Raw genomic sequence first — 23,130 nt, 5'->3', positions numbered from 1 at the left:
ATCAATCTTCCTGTCTATCCTGGTCCCATAATTTTAATAGCGCATTTGCATCTTCATTGAGTACTTGTTTTCCTTCTGCAGAAATAAATTTGCTCATTGCTGCGTTATTTAGGTGTTTTAAGAAATCATTCATTTTTTTCATTGCTTGATGTTTATTTCCTATTTTAAGTTGGTGGGCAGCTTGGTCTAGACTATTCTTTAATTGGCTGGACAAGGGCTGCTTTATGCTGTTAGTATCTTCATAGCCTTGGATGAGTTGTTTAATAGAATCGATACTGGTGGTCACTTCAATACGGAGTCTATTTGATTCCACTGTAAAGCCATTCAATGTCACTGTTACAAAAACCTCTGCAGTCCCTGCTTGGTGAGCAACTAACTTCCCGTCCACCACGCTTATCACATTTTCATCGCTAGTTTCATAGACAATGTCGGCTTTCGTCAAGTCTGCTTCTTTCCCATTCGTAAGTCCGCCACTTATATTGAGTCGCGATGTTTGGTTTCTTTGCAAGGTCGTATGCTCCGCTTCAAGGTTAACATTTTTAAGAATCATTTTGTTCGACGGCATTGGCTGCGGGGTGACAGTTGGCCCCCACACTTCCATTATGTCCGGTCCATTTTCTTGTGGCACAAATTGGACTCTGTCAATACCTAGTTTTCTAGGTTCAGTTGCCTTCGTACTATTATGAGTATGGTAAACCATAAACAATTCCGTTCCGTCTGGCGAATGAATGAGAGAGTGATGTCCTGCCCCCGGGACAACAATATTAGATTTCATAATCGGGTTTTGTTCGTACTTTGTCCAAGGCCCCATTGGAGTCGGAGCCGTTGCATAGCCAACACCATAATCAGGACTTTCAAAATGATTAGCAGAATACGTTAAATAATAGGTATCTTTATGCTTAATGACAAACGCACCTTCATTTACAGGATAGGATGGCTGTTTTGTACTCTTTTCCCAATCCTGTGAAGCTCTCATTACAAAGGTTACGGTATCTTCTTTAATAGATTTCATGTCATCGTTTAACTCGGCAACATAAATGACATTTCCTCCCTCAAAGCGGACAAAATACATGTATTGTTTGCCATCATCATCGGTAAAGATATGCGCATCAATTTCTGGCGTATTGGGATGAATCGGTTCCATCTCTTCCTGAACAAATGGTCCTAATGGAGAGTCGCTTGTCGCAACCGCTAATCTCTCTTCCACTGCATAATACATGTAGAATTTACCGTCTTTTTCAATGACTTCTGGTGCCCAGAACCGGTTTTCTCCCCAAGAATTGTCTCGATGCAGAGCCCATTCATCATGTTCTTTCCAGTTTACAAGATCAGTAGAGGTGTAAACCTTTATTCCATTTTGCATCATCGGCCAATCCTCTGTATGCGTACCATATAAATAATAGGTCCCTTCATGGTAAAGTACATAAGGATCCGCTATTCCTGGCATGACAGAGTTTGAATAGGTCGGGCCTGTAATTTCCTCCTTATAAGGAGTAACTTTCACGTTATCGAATGATGCATCTGCATGCCACGTTCTAAAGCCTATTTTTCCAGTCGATAAATGTGTATTGCTGACCAAGTCGAATTTCGGATAAGGATTACTATTTAATGGGTTGTCGTTGATATATGCCTGGATGTGTCCCTCCGATACTACGACTTTTAATTGATAGTTTTCATTGTACTTAATTGGGATATTTCTAGAAGCGATTTCGGTCCATTTGCCCTCTGAGAATTGTCCAAGAACGGCATATTGGTCTTGGGCATTTATTCCAAGAAAATAACCTTCGAGCGAATCGGCTCCTACAGCGAGATCCGATGCTCTGAAAATCAGTCCTGCCTCGGTACCACTTGTAATTTGAACGTCTGCTTCTAAAATATAGTCGGTGAATTGAGAATTCTCCAAGACCGTTTTATATCCTGGGCCGCTGTTTACCGTGTATTTTCCGGCATTTACCTTCCAATTGCCGCCGTACGTTGTCCAGCCATCTGATTCGTGATCATTAAAGTCATCTTGGAATTCTGGCTGACTCTCTTCACCTTCAACTGTGACAACGACTTCATCGCTATAGGTGCCGGATTCATCTTCTGCTTTAATAATGGTTCTGCCAACACCTTTGGCTTCAACTAATCCATTATCAGATACCGTCGCAATCAAAGGATTTTTAGAGCTCCATTTAACATTTTCACTTGGACCTGAATTTTGTAATTGACTCGTTTCCGATACTTTTAATGAAATATTATCTGCGTCAAGCTCCACTCCACCGGATATTTCTCGAACAGCAAAATATTCAAAAACGGCATGTATTCTGTCGTTCGAGGCTACGATATTATTCGCAAAGAACCCGACTTTAATATCCTTAAGGTCCGCTGTCAGAGAATCAGCAGCTTGAATCCATTCATAGCCATCCCAATAGTAGGTGGTATAAAGATTCCCTATCTTCTTTATTTTTAATGTCATCGTATTGCCGCCAGGGTGTTTCGCAAAGTTGCCTGGCTTCTGGTATACCTGTTTTAATTCATAAGCTGTTTCAATGGTTGGACCGTCAACCCAAACATGTGCCAGCTTCACTAAATTATCTGCATCCTGCCAAACGAACAAGCCTGCTTGCTGATGGTTTTTCGAAATTGGTGCATTCACTTTTGTGATCATTTCAAAATCTTTACCTTTTTCAATCTTCTTTAAAAATACATTGTTCTGGCTATTATTATTTTGATAAATGTCTGTAGGTGTTGTATGAATCGTCATTGAACCTGGATTCTTTGTTAAACTCCAATTTTCCTTGCTTTCTTGAAAAATGGACCAGTCACGATCTAATGTTGTTTGATCAAAATGATCCACCGTAAAGGCAGAAAGATCTGGTTCACCTGGTTCACCGCGGACGGTAACGGCGAATTCAGCAGCGACTTTTCCATCCACACTTTCAACTTTAATTATGGATGTGCCTGGCTCTACTCCATTTACAGCTAATGTCACTGTTCCGGTAGCTGAATCCCTTCCAAATTCGGATACCGTTACAATCTTTGAATTCGATGATGAAAGCTTTAGATTCTTATCCGTACCGACAATTGGCCGGATACTCGCTTTCACAGTCAGCGTATCACCCTGACTGATTGCCTTCTCTTTGTTCTCAGTGCTAATGCTTTCAATCTTTACTTCTTGATCCGTTGTCTCCACTGGCTGAAGTACAATTTTATCAATTTCAGCGAAATTGGTTTTCTTTGAAAGTTTAATACTATTTCTTCCCGTCTTTAATGTAACATCCATGGATGAAGGGTTGTAATTTTCCCAGCCATAATTCTTATACTCAATCACTTGATTAGGGCCATCATTTACGGTTACATTGTGCTGTGCAGCTGCACCCGCTGACGTTCCGTTCGCTGCCACCACGACAAGGGTATATAATCCTGGTTCTTCTACCTCGACATCAAATTCAACATAATCACTGACTTCATTATCGAGTCGGCCTACCACTTTCTCTCCTGAAGCATTGGCAGAATTCCGAACAAAGGCAATTCCCCCTACTGCAGCATTCTCTGCTTCGTACTCATATCTAGGTATGTCTGGTGTTCCTGAAGGTTCATTGAGCTCTGCACCATATGAAACAGCTGTCCCAAAATTAGGGGTTCCATCTTCGTTCCACGTAAACTTCTGAGCTCTCACGCTGCGATTAGCCCACCCGCCATTTGAATTTCTAAAGGCATGATAAACCATCCAGTCCTCTTTTCCATCCGGTGATTTGGTAAAGCCATGATGTCCTGTTCCAAATGCTTGACCTTCTGGATTTTTTCCAAATACAGGTGTACTTTTCTTCGTCCAAGAAGAAGGATTTAAAACATCTCCATCCGTATTGGTTAATTGTCCTAGCACATAGTCGTCCATCCAGCTGCCATTAGCAGAATATATTATCGATATCGTTCCATCCTTGATGATAACTTCCTGACCTTCCTGAATTGTACCTTCCCATGGCAGAGTTGGTGATGAGATTTCTACGCGTGGTCCGCTAATCGTCCAAGGATTACTCATTGGGGCAATATACGTTCGCTGCGGCATACCATCGTTACCATTGCGCCAGCCGGACCAAACAAAGTACATGGACCCATCTTCCTTTTGAAAGGCCATTCCATCAATCGCCCACTCATCGGATGGATCACTTATTTTTCCTTTAAATGTGTATGTACCTTGTGGATCTTGGGAATTTCCTTCAAGGACATACATTCGATGATTCTCATTTCGCCCATCATCTGCAGCGAAATAGATATACCATTTTCCATTCAAGTACTGTAATTCAGGTGCCCATATTTCTTTTGAATACATGGTCCCGCTTTGAGGTGTGTACACAGTTACACGCGGTGCCGTTCCGATATCTTGCAGTCTTTTGGCTTTAGCGACAATGATGGAGGTATCTTTATCGGATTTTACATAATAATAATATCCATCTTTATAGACTACGCTGGGGTCAGCAGAACCGGCGTGACCTGAAACAGGGACAATCGGATTTTTAAAGGTATTTGGTATGGTATTCTCCGCTGCTGCTGCTTGTTCTCTTGAAAGAGATGGTAAAAACGTGACAAGGACAAGCGTAAACACCAATACCTTGTGAAGCAGGGTCTTCCTTTTTGACCGGTTTCTTTTCAAATGTAAACACTCCTATCCTATGCTGATCAATCTCCTAATCTATTAAATTCGATAAAGGACAAAATTTTCCTACTTAAAATCACCAGAAACAGGCTGCGAATGAACGGGCAGTGATGGATGCTGCTTTTCTAAGCGAATGACTTTCCTTCTTCCTCTTCTCATGACAATCAAACGTTGAAGAAGGATGAACAAAAAGAGCAGGAATCCGACAGCAATCTTCGTCCACCATGAGCTTAGCGTACCTTGAAACATAATTAACGTCTGAATGATCCCCATACTTAATACGCCGAGAAGCGGTCCTATTAAATAGCCGAATCCGCCTGTCAACAAGATCCCGCCAATAACACATGCTGCGATCGCATCCATTTCCATCCCCAATAAATGCAATCCATATCCTGACAGCATATAGAAGGTAAAGACCAATCCACCTAAGGCTGCACAAAATCCTGATAATGTGTAAACCAAAATGATTGTGCGTTTCACAGGCAATCCCATCAATTTTGCAGACTTTACATTTCCGCCAATCGCATATACATTTCGCCCAAATTTCGAAAACTTAGCCATGTAAATCGCAATGATGACGACAATGATGGCAACAATTGCGCCGATTGATACATAACTGTCTCCCAGAATATATACCTTCGCCCGTGAAATGCTGCTATAGGTTTCATTGGTAATGACGATACTATCGGTACTGATGAGAAAGCTTGCACCTCTTGCCAAAAACATACCTGCTAGCGTGACAATCCAAGGATGTAAATCAAAACGGTCAATCATATATCCTTGAAAAGCTCCAAAAATGATTCCAATTAGCAATGTCAGCAGGATGACGATATACGCATTCACGCCATGCTCCAATAAAGATGCAGATACCATGCTGACAAAGGCCACTAAAGCACCAACAGATAAATCAATTCCCCCTGTAATAATCACAAACGCTAAGCCAGTGGCTACGATGATTAAATAGGCATTATCAATGAAAAGATTAAGAAATACCTGTGTACTGAAAAATCCTGTAAAAGAAAAGGAACCATATCCATATAACAGAAGAATAAGGACAGAGGTGGCAACAATAAAGATATGATTCTCCTTTATACTAAACGGAAGTGATTTCATGAGAAGCTCACCTTCTTTTTCGTAAACTTTAAAAATAGCTTTCTAAATTCTTGAGATTGAAATAAGCAGACGAGAATGACAACGATTGCTTTTACAACCATTACAATTTGCGGATTAATCCCCACAGAATAGATGGTTGTTGATAACGTTTGAATGAAAAATGCTCCTACGATTGTGCCGCCAAGGAAATATCTGCCTCCCCGCATCGAGGTTCCTCCAATTACGACAGCTAAGATGGCATCTAATTCGATCCACAAACCTGCATTATTCGCATCTGCACTGCTTACATTTGCACTAACGATAATGCCGGCAATGGCAGCACATACTCCGCAGATTGTATAGACCAAGATGATCATTTTTTTGGGCTGGATTCCTGCAAATTTACTGGCTGTCATGTTATTCCCAATCGATTCAAGAAATAACCCCATCGCTGTTCTCTTCTTTAAATACATCATAATGAGAAAAATCGCTGCTCCAATGAAAATAGGAAATGGCAGTCCCAGAAGAAAACCAGAGCCGAGGTATTGATAAACACTATTGTCAATGGATAAAATCTGCCCCCCAGTAATCAATTGGGCAATACCTCTTCCCACTGTTAATAAAATCAAGGTCGCGACCATTGGCTGTATTTCAAAGACAGAGACTAAGACTCCATTCCAAAGGCCGCAAATGATTCCAACCCCAACTGCAGCAAGAAGTGCCACCCAAACAGATGTATGTTCCATCATCGCCGCAGCCAATGCACCTGAAATCGCGAGGACAGAACCGACTGAGATGTCAATACCCTCTTTGGCAATGACCATAGTCATCCCAAGGGAAATAATTAATAATGGCATAACACGATTTAATATGTCGATGACACTTCCGAACAAATGCCCGTCTTTTATTTGGATGGAAAAGAAGCCAGGCAGTAAAAGTAGATTTAAAAGGAGGAGGACAGCTAAAGCCACAAGCGGCCAAAATATCTTCATCTGTGTGATCTTGTAAAAATTATGTTTCATGTACAGGTACTCCTTCCGCAATCATATCCATGATTCTCGATTCGCTCATCTCTGTCCGGTCTAATTCTCCTATTTTTTTTCGGTCGCGAAGAACGATAACCCGGTCACAGCAAGCAACCACTTCCTCTAATTCTGCAGAAATAAATAAAATGGATATTCCCTGGGATGCTAAATCTAGGATTAACTTTCGTATTTCGGCCTTCGAACCTACATCAATTCCTCTAGTTGGCTCATCTAAGATTAAGAGCTTAGGATCTGTTGCCAGCCATCTGGCAAGGATCACCTTTTGCTGGTTGCCTCCGCTCAAATTATCAATTCTTTCTTCCATATTTGGTGTTTTAATGCTTAACAGCTCAATGTATTTTTGAGCAATCTCCCTTTGCTCCTTCATTGGGATGTACTTGAACAAGCCTCTCTTTGTTTGCAGACCTAGTATGATATTCTCGCGAATCGAAAGGTCATTCACAATTCCCTCGACTTTACGATCCTCAGGGCAAAAGCTGAATCCCATGTCTACGGCTGCTTTTGGTGTCATATTTCGAATTTGCTGCTGATCAATGGTCATCACACCTTGGTCTGCCTTTTCAATTCCAAACAGGACTTTGGCAAACTCTGTTCTCCCCGACCCTAACAAACCTGCCAACCCCAATATTTCTCCTTTCTGCAAGGTAAAATCGAGCGGGCTAATCATCCCTCGTCTTCCTAAATTTTGTGCACTTATAAAAACCTGCTGCATCTCTTTTCTTGTATTTTTGTTCTCCTGGTTCGAATCTTCTCCCCATTCTCTGCCAATCATTTTCGACACCAGCTGGGATCTTGAAATTTCTTTCGTTTCATATTCGCCGATTTGTTCTCCATTTCGTAATATTGTAATTCGATCGGTAATTTCATAGATTTGGTCCAGAAAATGGCTGATGAAAACAATTCCCATGCCCTCACTCTTTAATTTTGTCATCACCTCAAACAGCTGTTTTACTTCGTTTTTATCCAAACTGGAGGTTGGCTCATCAAGAATCAGGACACCGCTTGAAATATCGACAGCCCTGGCAATCGCCACCATTTGCTGTATAGCAGTAGAATAAGAGGATAAAATTTTCGTTACATCAATATTGATTTTTAGCCGCTCGGAAAGTATTTTCTCCGCACGTCGATTCATTTCTTTCCAATCAATTCTCCCTCGTTTCTTTGGTTCTCTTCCGATAAAGATATTTTCGGCAACTGAAAGATTTTCACATAAGTTGATTTCCTGATAGACGGTACTAATTCCTAACTGTTGTGCATCTTGGGGTGAAACGGGGCTGATTGGCTTCCCTTCTAAATAAAACGATCCCTCGTCTTTTTCATGTACACCTGTTAACACTTTTATTAACGTCGATTTCCCAGCACCGTTCTCACCCATTAGGGAGTGAATTTCACCTCTTCGCAAGCTGAAATTGACGTTTGACAATGCTTTTACCCCTGGGAACGACTTTGATATCCCTTCGGCTCTTAGTAAAATAGCAGAACTCAAATGCATCACCTACTTTATTCAATTTAATAGAATAACTCCAAGAGCTATCATTCTTACGTTTAGTTTAAAGAAGCCCGCAAATAAAGTATTTAAAATAAAGAGTTATTTTTTATAATTTTCAGTTAACACTAAAAAAAAAGAGTCAAGTATTGATTCATACTCGACTCTTCCCAACTAATTAATAATTGCGTTTTTTGATTTCTTTACCCGCTTCCTCTTGAGTAAATGTTCGTTCTGCCGTAATAATTTTCATCGGGATTTCTTTTCCCCGCACTAAGTCTTGTGCAGATTTCATAATCTGTGGTCCTAACAGTGGGTTACATTCTACAGAAAAATTTAATTTCCCCGTGCTTAATGCACGAAATGCCTTTTTGGTTGCATCAATACTGATGATTTTAATATCGGCGCCTGGCTGCAAACCAAATTCTTCAATCGCTTCAATTGCCCCTATCGCCATATCGTCATTATGAGCGTACACGACATCGATTTCCTTGCCATATTGTACAAGTGCTTTTTTCATCATTTTTTTTCCTATAGCATGAGTAAAATCACCTTGGTACGATTCAAGGATTTTAAAATTTGGATTTTCAGCCAAAACCTCCTCGAACCCTTGTTTTCTTCCCTCTGCAGGTGCAGAATTCCTCGTTCCTTCAAGTTCAATAATTTGAACATTTTCACTGTCCTCTTCAGTTACAAGCCAACGAGCTGCTCTTCTTCCTTCCTCCACAAAATCTGAACCAATAAAGGATGTCCATAGAGATGAATCTTTAACATTAATTTCCCGGTCAGAAAGAATGACAGGGATCCCTGCTTCTTTTGCTTCCCTAAGTACTTCTTCCCAGCCATGTTCTACTTTTGGAGAAAAAGCAATCACATCTACCTTCTGTTTTATAAAGTCTCGGATAATTTCGATTTGTTTTACTTGGTCGTTATCTGCATTTTTTAAAATAAGTTCGACATCCGCTTCTTTTGCAGCCTCTATAATAGATTGAGTGTTAGCAGCACGGAATTCGCTTTCATTCCCCACTTGGGCAAATCCAAGGGTTATTGAACGGTCCCCTCCTTCCTGAGAACTTGCTGCCACCTCTTTTTCATTCAGGTAATTCTTTATATTCTTTTCATTAATTTCATGATTTCTTAAAATAATTTTTTTAGGAATAACTTCTTTTTCTTCCAGAATTTCAATGGCATACTGAATGGCTTCCTTCCCGCCCGTAGGAGTTATGAAGGTTGTATTTATTTTCTTTTCATTCACTAATTGCAAACCGCCATTTTGCTTATTCACACCGTCACTGCCAATGATGATAATATCCTTCAATCCCAATGATTGTATTGCTCGATAAGCACCTAATGCCATCGCATCATTATGGGCATAAATCAAATCAGGAGGGTTCTCTCGATGCTCTAGAAGTAACTTTAATTGGTCCTCTGCATAATCTTTTTGCCAATTTGCCACAAGGACATCACTTATTTTATACGCTGGATTTTTATGTAATGTCTCTTGGAAGCCTTTCGTTCGCTCCTCTGCTTGGAGGGCACTCGTGATCCCTTGTATTTCAACAATAGAGCCTCCCTTATTGCCTAACAGGTTCATTGCTGCTTTAGCTGCCGTTTCTCCAATAAAATAATAATCAGATCCTATGTAGAGTGTATAGTTGTAGCCTGTCACTCCTCTTCCAAGAACAATAACGGGTATTTCCTTATACATCTCCGAAATAACAGGCGTTAAATCAGAAGAATTATCAATAGAAACAATTAATAAATCAATGCCATAATCTTTTAATGTTTGAATATCTCTGATTTGCTGTTCTGTACTTTGAGCTGCATCCGTATAAATCACCCGAATATTATCATGCTTAGCCACTTCATTCTTTAATTCCTCATTCATGAGAACCTGCCATGGTTCTAGTAAATTAGGCTGTGATACTCCAATTACATAATCCACTTCTTGAAACTCCGAGGTACTGCCATTTGCTTCTGTCTGTCCAAACAGATATAGGAGGAAAAGACACACACTCGTCCCAAGCAGCATACTTCCAAAGATTATTTTTTTATTCATAGCTTTTAGCGCCGCCCCTATACACAGTTGGAGAAATGCCTGTTACCTTTTTAAAAGCATTACAAAAATAATGCTGCGTGCTATACCCAACCATATCAGCAATTTCATAAATCTTTAAATGAGGATCTTTCATTAACAAAAGGGCTTTTTTTATACGGACTTTTGTAAGATAGGTAATAAAAGAAGCACCTAGCTCTGTTTTAATCCTTTTACTTAAATAGGTCGGACTGACTTGAACCATTTCCGCCACTTCATTTAAAGAGATGCTAGGTTCAAAATAGTGATGATCGATATAGTCCTTAGCAAGAATCACCATCGGAGAAAGACTGTGGTAAGCTGCAATCTCCTCTTTTAACATCCTGTAATGGTCAGGAAGCTCTAAATGTGTCATCATTAATTTCTCCATACAGATGATCACTTTTCCTAAAAAGCCTTCTGCGTATTCTTTAATTTCCTTATTCAAACGCATCAATACTTCGCCTTCAGCATTGGGCAAAAGAAGGATGATATGTCCCAATGAATCTTCGAATACCTCAGAGGATGAATACGCTTTCAAATAATCTTTAATAATATTTTTCAATGAAAAAGAAATCAGCCCATCATTCCATTGTTCTTGGGTGACATTTTCTTCAATTTCTTTGACAACTTTGAACATAGAGATTCCGACTGGTCCCTCTAAATGCAAACTTAATAGCTGCGATTGTTCTTTCACTTCATCCTGAGCAATCATTCCCGCTGCCCATTCTTGCAAGAATTTTTCCTTAAGTAATGCTTTATTATCTTCTAGCTGTAAATCTAGTTGTCTTCTTCTATTATTCTTTTCAAGAAGCTTTACTGCATTTTTTACCGTCTTGATCAAGTCTTCTTTATTGACTGGTTTTAATAAATAGTCGAATGCATCCATTTTAAGAGCTTGTTGTGCATAACTAAATTCATCATATCCGCTGATTACAATAAAAATAGCTTCTGGAAGATGCTCCCTTAACGCTCTCATCAATTCTAACCCATTCAAAAATGGCATATTAATATCGACAAATAAGATGTCTGGCTGCCGTTCCATCGCCATTTCTAAAGCGATTTCCCCATCTTCCGCTTCCCCGACAATTGTAACGGAATAATCCTCCCAATCGGCAGCATACCTAAGTCCTTTTCTTATCGTCGTTTCATCTTCGGCAATTAATAACTTCCACAATAAGTATCCCCCCTCGCCCATCAACCAATTTGAAATACTCTATCAAAATTGAATAGGAAGCGATGCGATGATCGTTGTCCCTTTTTGATATTCACTTTCAATACCTATGCCAAATTGTGAACCATGTGTCAGCTTAATTCGTTCATTTACATTAAATAAACCATATCCTTTTTTACGTTCATCACTCATCGTTTCTAAGGCGTGATTTAATTCGTTCAGATGTTCTTCTTCGATGCCAATCCCCGTATCATGAACGGTTAATTCAAGTACATCATTCTTCTTTGTAATACGAATGGTAATTTTTCCTTTTCCACGCCTGTTTCTAATTCCATGATAAATGGCATTCTCAACTAGTGGCTGCAAGGTCAGCTTTAGGACTTGATACTTTTTCACTTCTTCATCCATTTCGATTTCATATTCAATCTTCGATTCATAGCGTGTCATTTGAATGATTAAGTAACTTTTGACATGTTCGATTTCTTCTTCTACAGTGATAAATTCATTTCCTTTATTTAAGCCAATGCGAAATAGTGTTGTCAGTGCATTCACGATTTCTACAATTTTCGATGCCTTATATTCCTGTGCCATCCACTGGATTGTATCTAAGGTATTGTACAAAAAGTGAGGTTTAATTTGGGCTTGTAAGATCTTAAGCTCTGCTTCCCTTTTGCTTTTTTGTTCTTGATAAACCAATTCGATCAGCTTTTCTACTTGCTGAATCATCTTATTGTAGCTGTTGCCCAATTGCCCAATTTCATCCTCGTATTTTGCTTTAAATCTTAGGTCAAATCTTCCTTCTTCCACCTTTCCCATTAAATCCATTAACTTCTTCACTGGATTGGTAATGGTACTCGCAAAAAACAAAGACATCATGGAACCGATCAATAATGTTACAATGGCGATGATTAAGGTATAGCCTTGAACCTTCGAAACCACCTTCGTCGTTTCATCTAATGAAAAAACACCAGCAATTTTCCAATTGATATCGGGAATGGTATTATAAATGATTTGAAACTTATGGTTATCAATCTCTCTTTCTATTGGCGGTGACGTATTTTCTGCCATCCAAGAAGGATGAATATGATACACTGTTGAGTTAACCGGAGAATAGACAACGTTTCCATCTGTGTCCGTTATAAAAATAAAACCACTTTTCCCAATCTTGATTGATTCAATCACATTTTTGATAAAATCCAGCTTTAAATCAATTAAAATGACTCCGGATACTTCTTTTGTTAAAGGGTTTTCGACTGCTTTTACAAGGGATAAGACATTATTTACTTGATAGCTGAATTGATTTTTTAGATTTCTCCCAATTGGATTGCTTATTAATTGGATTTTTTCTGGAGATTCTACCGCTTTTTTGTACCAGGTCTCTTCAATGAGAGAATCTCTGGAAACACGAATCATCTCGTTGCTTATAAATTGGTCATGTTGATTGACGATTACCAAACCTGCTATCTCAGGGTGACGCTGTTGATAGACTTGAATTTGTTCCTTCACAGTATTCGTCATTTCTTCCGTTGTGGTTTGCTGTTCCATAAACTCTTTTACAGATGATTCATTTGCTAGATAGTACATAACATTATCATTCTCTTGGATTGTACTTTCAATGGTATTCCACACTTGCTTTAGCATCTGATCAGTATAGGCGTTTGCTTCTTCCTCCATCGATTTCTTGTATATGTTTCCGCCTAAAATACTTAATGTTGAAATACATAAGATGATGATGACGATAAAATAAAATAATAGCTTAACTCGAATACTTACGTTTCTTAACCGCGACATCATTTTTGAAACAATAGGGTCCACCCTCTCTTTCGGAGCTTATTTCTTTATTATTAACAAAAACGTAATAAATTTCAAATATTATTAATATTTGGATAAATAGGAAAATCGAAATTGCTGTACCACAATTTCGATTTCTCCTTATCTATTAATATTTACGTGATGGTAAAGCGCTTTCTGCCGCTTCTTTACCGACAAAAACGGTTTCTTCTGTTTTAATCCATCTTTCGATTTCTTTTCCAGCTTGTAAGTCTAAGGCTGCTTGTGCAAGCTGTGGTCCTAGAAGTGGATTACATTCGACAATGATATTTGCTTTTCCTGCTGCTACCGCTTCAAAAATTGCTTTGATTCCATCGACTGATACCACTTTAATATCTTCCCCTGGTTTTAATCCATATTCTTCAATGGCTTGAATGGCACCTAATGCCATGTCATCATTATGTGCGTAAACCGCATCGATGTTCTCTCCATCGGATTTCAAAAATGCTTCCATGACTTCTTTCCCTTTTGCCCGGGTAAAGTCTCCACTTTGAGATTTAATAATGTTATAGTTTGGGTTTTCTTTAATGACATTCGCAAAACCTTCCATACGGTCATTTGCAGCACTTGCTCCAACTGTTCCCTGTAATTCTACAATGTTAACCTTTGAATCTTTACCCATAAGATTAATCAATTCCTTGGCAGCGTTTTCACCTTCGAGGATAAAATCTGAACCGATAAAGCTTGTATATAATGATTCATCTTTTACATCAATGCCGCGGTCTAATAAGATAACCGGGATTTTTGCATCCTTTGCTTCTTGAAGTACTGTTTCCCAGCCAGACTCAACAACTGGAGCTAACGCAATGATATCTACCTTTTGAGCAATGAAGCTTCTAAGTGCTTTAATTTGATTTTCTTGTTTTTGCTGAGCATCTGAGAATTTTAATTCAAATCTTGAATCGTTTCCTAATGTTTCTTTGATTGATTCTGTTTCTGCTGTTCTCCAGCCGCTTTCTGCGCCTATTTGTGAGAAGCCAACTACAATTTTTTCGTCTTTTTTGCCACCGCTTTCATTTTTATCGCCTGTACTTGTTGAATCGCTGCTGCATGCTGCTAGTAGTAGAATTAATACTAATGATGAAAATAAGTACGTAAGAAGCGTTTTTGTTTTCCGCATTTCTTTTCCCCCCAATGGTTTTTGTCTTCTTTAGAATACAAAGAAAAGGAATAATTGTATTTATAATAAAACGGTAATATTTGCAATTTTCAGTTTTAATGAGATAATTTTTTGTAAGAAAAAAGATGCTCCAAAGTTACTTTGGAACATCCTTCATCATGAATCTATATTATGATTCTATTTTAATGAATCTAGTAAAGCTGACAGATCGGTATTTAGTTTTTCTTTTACGCCTGCTTCAATATATTTTTCCATACCCTTATTATTTATTGCTTTTATACTATCATTTATTTTTTTGATAGCTTGTTCCTTATGGCCTTTATCTAAGTGATGTTTAGCTTGGTCTAATAGATTGTTTAATTGACTCGCTAATGGATGTTTGATACTTCCATTCTTTTCATACTCATTTACCAATTGATGGATTGTATCCAGGTCTATTTTTGGCGTAACCGGATTTGGAACATCTGCTTTATACATCGTGATATAGTCTAAATTCACATTCCCAATCGAACCTTTGTCAATCCGATAACTAATTACATTTTTCCCTGCTTTTAAGGATAATCGCTCGGAAGCCGTAAACCATTCTTCCCAACTGATGGCTGTTTTATCAGGTGCAATCGTTTTTGCGTGAATGCCGTTTACATAGACTTCCACTTTTGCCCTTGCCGGCAATTGAGTAGAAGGATTATGATTATATTCGCCATTCACTTTTTCACCATAGGCATACCTTACTCCCACGATATAATCTCCCGCTTCTTCAGCATTTACGGTAAAACTAGCTTCTGCACCTGCTGTTCTTGGCAGGTTGATATAACCAGTTCCTTGATAGTTTCCAAAAGTAGTATTTTTTGTGATTTCACCATAGAGAATGGCATCCTCTGCTTGATACATGTCTCCCTGCCCTAAATCACCAGAAGGCAGTTCTTGCCACTCATAAGGAGAAACCGGTTCACCGAAATTAGGAGTTCCGTCCTCATTCCAAGTGAATTTTTTAATATTTACCTGGCGCCACCAATTACGCTCAACATCTTTGTAAACGCGCGAATGATAAATCATCCAGTCTTCTGTTCCATCAGCCGATTTCACAAAACCTGCTCTTGCAGGTCCAGATACATCGCTAGTAGCTACAAAAACATCCTCTGTACGACTCCATGAATTTGGATTTAAAATATCCCCGTCTGTGTTCATAAAATACGATAAGCGATAAGCATCAGATTGGTAGTCCCCTTCAGACACAGTAATAAAGGTCTTTCCATCTCTTTGCAGAACACGAGGACCTTCTCCGCCGCCGCCAGGTAAGAATGAACGATCGGCCGTAATGGTATAAGGGTTATCCATCGGAGCGATGGCCGGACCTTCTGGTTCGCCGGAACCTAATGTTCCCCATACAGCATATAATTGTCCGTCCTGTTCAAATACGGTAATATCGTTTGCTTGTTTATATTCGCCATTTTCACCTGTATACAGTGCACCTTTATCAACATACTCACCTTGTGGATCATCTGTTACGGATTCCAACACCGTTGCCATATGTTTGTAGCCATACTCTTTTAGATCAGCACAGTAATAAATATACCATTTGCCATCAAAGAAAAAGATTTCCGGAGCAAAAATACGAGTCTGTGTTCCTTTTGAATCAAAAACCATTACCTTTTCCCCTTGATCGGTCAGGGTCCTGGATTTTGATACATAAACTTTATTGTTCGAATCTAAGTTACTTGATGAGACGAAATAATAAAAGCCGTCTTTATAAGTCACAAACGGATCCTGTCCTTGATATAATGGATTGTTGAATTTATCAAAAACAGACGAACTTGTTACTCCCATCACTTTCATAAATTCTGAACGTGCGATAGAAACACTTTCCGCTTCTTTTATTAATAATTCTGCCTTGTCTCGATCCTCCATTTCATTTCCATCAATACTGCGAAGCAATTCTTCGGCAGTTGATTTTGCTGCCTTTAATGTTTCTAGCGTTTTTCCATTTACTTTGTCAGAAAAGTTCGTTGTCAAGTATTCTGCCTTTTGAATTTCTGCAGATAAATCAGCCTTTTTCGTTTCAATCACGCGTTTAATTGGAAAATATAGCGCGGACTCTGGAACAATTTCTCTTTGTTGGCTTGCACTTTCCCATTCCATTTTAAGCCAAGCTCCGCCCCAGCCTTGCAGATATTCCACTTTAATATCATAATGTTTTCCAGCTTCCAACTTAATCGGCTGACTTGTTTGTTGTATTTCCCATTTTTGCTGCCAAAAATCAATGATGAGCTCGTCATTAATCCAAAGTCTAAAACCGTCATCCCCTATCATGTGGAAGGTATAATCTTCGGAATATTTCGGAACAATTGTCCCCGTAAAACGTGCTGTATTATAATCCGGTGTACCAGAAAATTCATTGAAAATGCTGGTAAACGAATCACCATTCAAATTCGCAATCGCTCTTTCTCCGCGAAAATCATCAAAATTAAATACGTTGATATCTTCACGATTATCAGGATTGCTTTCCACTTTAAAAAATTCACCCATCAAGCCATGGCCATCCATTGTTGGGTCTGCTGCATGGCTATTGATGGGCTGGCTGATCATACCTGCTAAAAGCAGAATGGTCATAAAGATTCCTAACACTCTATTCATCTTTAGTTCCTCCTTAAAATATTTGACTATCTTAAGTTTACAGGGATAGATTTTGCTTGTATTTATAATAAAACAGAATATTTTGTAATTTTCAGATTCCTAATGTATGTGTAACTTTATTTTTACTTCTGTATTACAGCCCTTTTTTGTATTCAACAATAAATGGGCTTATTTATTCGAATCAAAACTAAATTAACCTCGTCAAATTAAACGAGGTGATTAAATAACATGAAAAAAATTAAGCGTTTCATGCAAGTTGTTCTCTGCACTGTTTTGATGGGTTCATTATTTTATTTCGGTAATGGGAAGGCCTTTGCCGAGGATCAATCTATTACGATAAAGAAAGGTGATACATTATATAGCATATCTAAGAAATACAATATTCCTATTGATGTTTTAAAGGAATACAACCACTTAACAAGCAACAAGATTATGCTTGGCAAAACATTAATCATTCCAGATCTGGAACAAACCAAACCATTGTATGTGGCCGTCGCTGGTTCTTTTAGCAAAAAAAGTAATGCAGACAAACGAGTTGCTTTTTTGAAAAAGAAAGACATTGAAGCAATTGTCGTGAAAAAAGTGATAGATGGTAAGAATTATTATCGTGTTCAGGCTGGGGCCTTTGCAAGTAAATCGAAAGCGGAGAAAATGATCACAAAGTTAAAGAAAAACGGAATAAAAGATGCTTTCTTCCTAACGGAGAAGCCGCTGCAAATTAACGGAGTCACAGTAGGGACTCATTACAATCTATTATTTGATAAATTTGGGCAGCCAACTAAAACAGAAAATGATAAAAATAACAGGTCTCTTTATTATAAGGATGAAGGTGTTGGGGTTCGTGTAACCATCAATCCAGCAAATAATGCCATTGAACAGCTGCAAGTGTACCCCGAATTTCTGAAAGCAGCTTCCATTCCAACTGAGAAAGATAAAATTTTAAAAGCTTATGGAAACCCGAACGAAATAAACATCGTAAGCTGCTATGAAAGCGCAAATTGTGAACAAATCATTTACCAATTTAATAAATCCCAATTAATTATTCAGATTGACCGAGATGGCAAAACCGTTCAGTATTTAGATTTACGGAAAGCAAAATAATACTTCGAGTTGTATGGTTCACTTTTTGCCAGATTGGGATACTTCGATTCTCCTATTATCAAAGACTATAAAAGGATTCAGTAATACGAACTGAGTCCTTTTCTTATTATATTGCCTTGAAAATCAAGTCAACCCAATCGTTATTTGGTTTTATTCGAAGATTAAAGCAGATGCCTTTGACTACTTAACCTCACATTTTTCTCCTTTTTCATCAAATGCATGCTTAAAATCAAAAGCAAACGATGTAGGTCCATGCTGAAGATAATAGTTATATCTATCGAAAGCCTCCTGCCACGAGACGTCCTTCACCTTCTCTGTCCACCACACTACATATGATAGGTGTTTTTCTGGATAAGGCTCCATCCATTTGGTACGGTCTCTCAACGCTTGTTTATGCTGACCAGAATAGGTAAAACGGTATAAGCCTTGAAGGCTTTTCCATATGGTTAATGTTAGTACAGGAAAACCATCTCCACTTGTTGCCTCCTCAGGGATTGGAACTCCAAAAGGGGAAAATTCCTTTACTAATTGGCCTGTTCTCTCAGCTTGCCGCATTACTTCGTACCCGACATCAAAAAACTCACGAGAGGCGGGGTGATCATATGGTAGGTTCAGCCTACCCACTGTATAAATCGAAACGAATGCCATATGTAACCCTCCATTTATTTTCTATACCTAGATATATTCAAATGCGTATTGGACTTATAACTTCTATACAGCAGTTTTATGGTGCCTGTCACCCATTTTAGGCAATTACAAAGGAAACATAGGTGACAGACATCAATAGATGGCTTGTTGTTATTCGTTGTTAATCTTGGTATAGGATTAAGAATACTTAGGCGGAGATTTTCCGTCTATTGTATCTAGAGAAAGCTTATGAAGCAGATATAAGCGGAGAAATTCCGGTTAATTACTTAATATAAGACAAAATTCAATGATTTAGATACAATAAGCGGAAAAGCTCCGTTTATTATTAAGGAAATATGGGTATTTTTCAAAATAAACGGAAAACCTCCACTTATTTTCCAAGCACTGTGAAATCAATATTCAGTTTTAACCGAGCCAAATAAAAAAAAACTAATCGACAATTTCTCGATTAGTTTCGTTTAGCTATCCGATTGGAGTTTGAGTATATCGGTGGAATTTGCTGTTTTCTTTCTGTTCCAATCCAGATTAATCCAAATACAATGACGACTCCACCTACAATTTGAGCTGCCCAAATCGGTTCATTAAAGAAAAACGCACCCGCCACTGTAGCTGCCGCAGGAACAAAATAACGGAAGAAGTTCGCCTTCGCTGCACCCACATGTTTCATTGATACATTCCAAACAACAATGGCAATAACGGTACACATTAAGACGTTATAAGCCACAGCTCCCCATGTGGCGATCGATAGATTTTCCCACTGGATCACACTCCATTTATCAAGAGAGATTGGAAATATAAAGAGAGAACCAAAGAAAATAAACCAAGTGGTCACCCGAAGTGGAGAGTATTTTTCCATCAACGGCATGGTGGCTAAATTAAATAATGCACCAATTAAACTTATAGCTAGAGCAATGTAGTTCCCGATCATGTACTCAGAACCTAAATCAAAGCCATCCTTCCCGCCAAGGATGATCATCGTTACCCCCACTAATGCGATTAATCCCCCTACTGCTACTCTGGATGTAATTTTCTCACGTGTAAATAACGGTGCAAATAGAGCAGCAAAAATGGGCCATGGAGCGACGTTCAATAGAGATGCATTCGCAAGTGTTGTATACTTAATGGAATACATGACCATAATTTCCATCAACGTGATACCAATTAACCCAATAAAGGCTAGCTTTAGTAAATCCCGCTTCTCCACTTTTACGCTGCCTTCTGTCACCTTTAACATAAGGAATAGTATCGGCAATGCCAGTCCAAATCTAAGAAATACAAATACCTCTGCGTGGAAAACTTCCATTGCCCAACGTGATATCCCGAAATTGCTTCCCCAAACTATGGATACAAAAATCAAGCCAAAATAATAATAGGTTTTTGATGCCATGTTTTCTCCTTCCAGACTAAGTGGACTCTCTTTTATTTCTACTTATATTGGGGGCATGAGAACCGTCCCTATGGACATTTTAAGCACTAGTTATGATAAATAGACGGAAAATTTTCGCTTATTTCGAAAATAACATCAGAAATAGCAAAAATAGGCGTAGGTAATCCGCCTATTGACTCAAAAACGTGTAAAAGATATGGTTTTTTTAGAATAACCGGAAATTCTCCGCTTCGTATTATAAGGTTAGCCAGATATTTCTGGTTGACCTTTTTTTATATGGTTTTATTATTACGGTAGCCGGGGTAGAACGTCTCTCCGCTTGGGAGGAAGATCCCGTGATATAAACTGTTCACCCTCTACTTGCTTAAACATGATTTGGCTGGTTGGGACATCGATCCCGTATAACAAGCGAAGCTATGAAACTGCAAGAATGACTAGGGGCTGCCGGCAAATTTAGATTTTTATTGGAGGAGATATAAAAATGAATCCTGTTGTTGGACTGGATGTGGCCAAAGGTGAAAGTCAGGTACAGGCTTTCCTAGATAAGAAAAAACCTTATAAAACAAGCTTTAAAGTGCCTCATACTCTAGAAGGTTGGGAATGTTAGATAAGTTTCTTAGAGAAATTGAAGATCTTACGGATATAAAACCACCCATTGTTCTAGAGTCTACAGGGCATTACCATACACCTGTCGTCCAGTATTTTGAGGAAAGAGGCTACCTGCTTATTATTGTAAACCCACTCATTTCTTATCGGGCAAAAAGCTCTTCCTTACGGAAGGTAAAGACGGACATAATCGATGCCAGGCATCTTTGCGAGCTTTATTACAAAGAGGATTTGGAACCTTATAAAAAACGTGGAATTCGGATTTTTGACCTTCGCAACATTACACGGCAGCACGACAGCATGACGGGTATGTATGTGCAAACAAAGCTCCAATTTCGGGCTGTGCTTGATCAGGTATTTCCGGAATACGAAAATGTTTTTGGCAACTTGTATTCGGCTGTCTCCCTATTAACTTTATTGGAATATCCAACATCCAAAGAGGTATTGGAAGTTGAGGAAGATACCTTAGCCAACCGGATTAAGGAACTTTGTAAAAGCCGTTCAAGTCAATGGGCACTCATACAGGCAAGGAAGCTTATCGAGGCAGCTTGTAGGAATCCCTTCAAGGAAGTTTTATATCAGAGCCATATTGTAAGTCTGAAAATGCATATAGAAATGCTTCTGAAATACCAAAAGCACCTATCCACACTAGAAGCAGAGATAGATGCTTTGGCTAAAGAAATAGAAGAATATAAAATCATCCAATCAATCCCTGGTATAGGTCAAAAGATCGCTGCAACGATCATTTCGGAAATTGGAGAGATTGAACGGTTTTACCACCCTAAAAAACTTGTTGCATTTGCAGGCATTGACCCGAGTATCTTTGAGTCTGGAAGATTCAAAGGGACAGTGAACCGAATTACAAAAAGAGGTTCATGCAGGCTAAGACACGCTTTATATATGGCTGTTCAATGTGCCATCCGTGATTCTAGGAAAAAGAAAACAACACCGGAAACCATCCCATGTAATAGGAAAATGCGGGCGTTCTATGATAAGAAACGTGAGGAAGGAAAGCCATAGCCATAATTGCGTGTGCAAATAAGCTTTTACATTGGATTTTTGCACTCTTAAAAAGCAATTCAACTTTCCAAGATATAACTTGAAATCCAAAGATAGCTAAATAAACTAAAACCTTCCAAATTTATTCTAACAGAAGGTTATTTGGCATGCTTATTTTTAGAATACCACAAAGTAAAAAGGTATTTAAATGAAAAATGTTGACAACTATTAGCTGGTTTATATCCCCCGGTAAGAGCTCCATTCTGCAACTAACAGGAATTTTTCCGCTTATTTTACTAATGGTGGTTCATGCTAGACTTTTATCAATGTTAGACCGCTTTAAATAGGCATGTCACCCATTCATTACTTTGTTTCTTATCCTCCAGCCTAAATCCTGCTTCTCTAAACATGGACTGTACAAGTTGGAAATTCCATTCAAGCATGCCCGACAAAATAAATGTAGTGTTTTTGCAATCTAAAAGTCTTTGGGAGGTAAGGACATCCCTATTTTCCTGAGTTCCAATATTAAGAAAGACCCAATCATATTCTTTTTGGATTACGTTCTTATTTTTGATTAAATCACTTTGAAACACTTTGACGTTTTTTACACCATTTAATTCACACTGATAAAGAACTTCCCGTTCAACAGGCTGAATATCGAACGTATCAATCAAGCTCGCTCCTTTAAGTGCAGCAGCCACACTCAATACCCCTGAACCTGCTCCAATGTCAGCTGCACTTAACCCTTTGAAATCATGATTTAATATGTAGTACAAACAATCCCTAGTAGTTTCATGATAGCCTGTTCCGAAATTCCCTTGAGAATCCAAGACAATCCGTTTTTCTTTATCATAGGTATCCATTCTATCTGGTGTCGTGATGACCCAGCCATTCTCAAGAATAATATCATCAAATGATTGCTGGTAGTTCAGCTCATTTATTTCTTTCACAACCAAACTTGACTCGTCTATATCTAATAATTCTACTAGCTTACGCCGTTCTGTGGCTTCAACAAAATCATTGATATAAATATTCAGGTCTGTACTTTCATTCTTTCTTTCAACAAAGGCATAGCCATTGGCATCTGTTACCACATCTAAAGGAACCTCATAAAAGGTTTGATAGTACCCTTTTTGATAAAGATGGGGAATGAGTCTCTCAATCTTTTTAGTTGGAAGTTTTACGGTTATTTCATACATCGTTTTTTCTCCTAGCTTTAGGTCTCTTCCGGCATGCGCATATGCCGACATCGACTTTTTTACCATTATCTCCAGCCGAACGAGAAAGAAAACGA

General features: G+C 38.6%; 13 protein-coding genes and 1 pseudogene. 2 read left to right on the top strand and 12 right to left on the bottom strand.

All coding sequences use genetic code 11. From position 1 onward, the window contains the following. Window position 1: 1 nt before the first annotated feature. The 9 genes from SFC47_RS06395 to SFC47_RS06355 form a co-directional block, all read right to left on the bottom strand. On the bottom strand, window positions 2-4,636 hold the full coding sequence (locus SFC47_RS06395) for a family 43 glycosylhydrolase (RefSeq protein ID WP_411253401.1): 4,635 nt from the start codon (window positions 4,634-4,636) through the stop codon (window positions 2-4). Between the two features lie 69 nt (window positions 4,637-4,705). Then, window positions 4,706-5,752, bottom strand: a complete 1,047-nt coding sequence (gene yjfF / locus SFC47_RS06390) for a galactofuranose ABC transporter, permease protein YjfF (protein WP_411253400.1) — start codon at window positions 5,750-5,752, stop codon at window positions 4,706-4,708. Continuing rightward, window positions 5,749-6,753, bottom strand: coding sequence for an ABC transporter permease (locus SFC47_RS06385; RefSeq protein ID WP_411253399.1), 1,005 nt, complete (start codon window positions 6,751-6,753; stop codon window positions 5,749-5,751). The genes yjfF and SFC47_RS06385 overlap by 4 nt, the downstream gene beginning before the upstream one ends. Continuing rightward, complete coding sequence (locus SFC47_RS06380) at window positions 6,743-8,200, bottom strand: sugar ABC transporter ATP-binding protein (protein ID WP_411253398.1); 1,458 nt, start codon at window positions 8,198-8,200, stop codon at window positions 6,743-6,745. Before SFC47_RS06380 ends, SFC47_RS06385 begins: the two co-directional genes overlap by 11 nt. 241 nt (window positions 8,201-8,441) lie before the next feature. Further along, window positions 8,442-10,322, bottom strand: a complete 1,881-nt coding sequence (locus SFC47_RS06375) for a substrate-binding domain-containing protein (protein WP_411253397.1) — start codon at window positions 10,320-10,322, stop codon at window positions 8,442-8,444. Further along, entirely contained in the window at window positions 10,315-11,514 is a 1,200-nt protein-coding gene (locus tag SFC47_RS06370; protein WP_411253396.1) for a response regulator transcription factor, read from the bottom strand. Before SFC47_RS06370 ends, SFC47_RS06375 begins: the two co-directional genes overlap by 8 nt. 42 nt (window positions 11,515-11,556) lie before the next feature. Next, window positions 11,557-13,305 carry a sensor histidine kinase gene (locus tag SFC47_RS06365; RefSeq protein ID WP_411253395.1) on the bottom strand — a complete coding sequence of 583 codons (1,749 nt, stop codon included), beginning with the start codon at window positions 13,303-13,305 and terminating at the stop codon, window positions 11,557-11,559. Window positions 13,306-13,450: 145 nt separating this feature from the next. Beyond that, window positions 13,451-14,461 carry an ABC transporter substrate-binding protein gene (locus SFC47_RS06360; RefSeq protein WP_411253394.1) on the bottom strand — a complete coding sequence of 337 codons (1,011 nt, stop codon included), beginning with the start codon at window positions 14,459-14,461 and terminating at the stop codon, window positions 13,451-13,453. Window positions 14,462-14,638: 177 nt separating this feature from the next. After that, window positions 14,639-17,095, bottom strand: coding sequence for a family 43 glycosylhydrolase (locus SFC47_RS06355; protein WP_411253393.1), 2,457 nt, complete (start codon window positions 17,093-17,095; stop codon window positions 14,639-14,641). 228 nt (window positions 17,096-17,323) lie between these two features. On the opposite strand from SFC47_RS06355, the gene SFC47_RS06350 reads away from it, so the two are divergent. Beyond that, entirely contained in the window at window positions 17,324-18,196 is an 873-nt protein-coding gene (locus SFC47_RS06350; protein ID WP_411253392.1) for a LysM peptidoglycan-binding domain-containing protein, read from the top strand. A gap of 180 nt (window positions 18,197-18,376) precedes the next feature. Here the strand turns inward: SFC47_RS06350 and SFC47_RS06345 are convergent, their stop codons facing one another. Further along, a complete protein-coding gene (locus SFC47_RS06345) occupies window positions 18,377-18,844 on the bottom strand; it encodes a DUF3291 domain-containing protein (protein WP_411253391.1) in 468 nt (155 codons plus the stop codon). 448 nt (window positions 18,845-19,292) lie between these two features. Continuing rightward, window positions 19,293-20,231: a DMT family transporter gene (locus tag SFC47_RS06340; RefSeq protein WP_411253390.1), complete on the bottom strand. Its 939-nt coding sequence runs from the start codon at window positions 20,229-20,231 to the stop codon at window positions 19,293-19,295. Window positions 20,232-20,712: 481 nt separating this feature from the next. On the opposite strand from SFC47_RS06340, the pseudogene SFC47_RS06335 reads away from it, so the two are divergent. Then, window positions 20,713-21,940: pseudogene (locus tag SFC47_RS06335) on the top strand (IS110 family RNA-guided transposase). A gap of 225 nt (window positions 21,941-22,165) precedes the next feature. Here SFC47_RS06335 and SFC47_RS06330 read toward each other — a convergent pair. Further along, window positions 22,166-23,101: a 50S ribosomal protein L11 methyltransferase gene (locus tag SFC47_RS06330; protein ID WP_411253389.1), complete on the bottom strand. Its 936-nt coding sequence runs from the start codon at window positions 23,099-23,101 to the stop codon at window positions 22,166-22,168. Window positions 23,102-23,130: the final 29 nt, after the last annotated feature.

The sequence above is a fragment of the Neobacillus niacini genome, assembly GCF_046591715.1.
Classification (GTDB): Bacteria; Bacillota; Bacilli; order Bacillales; family Cytobacillaceae; genus Neobacillus; species Neobacillus niacini_L.
The sequence above is the reverse complement of the archived record's forward strand: the minus strand, read 5'-3'. Positions and strand labels throughout refer to the sequence as shown.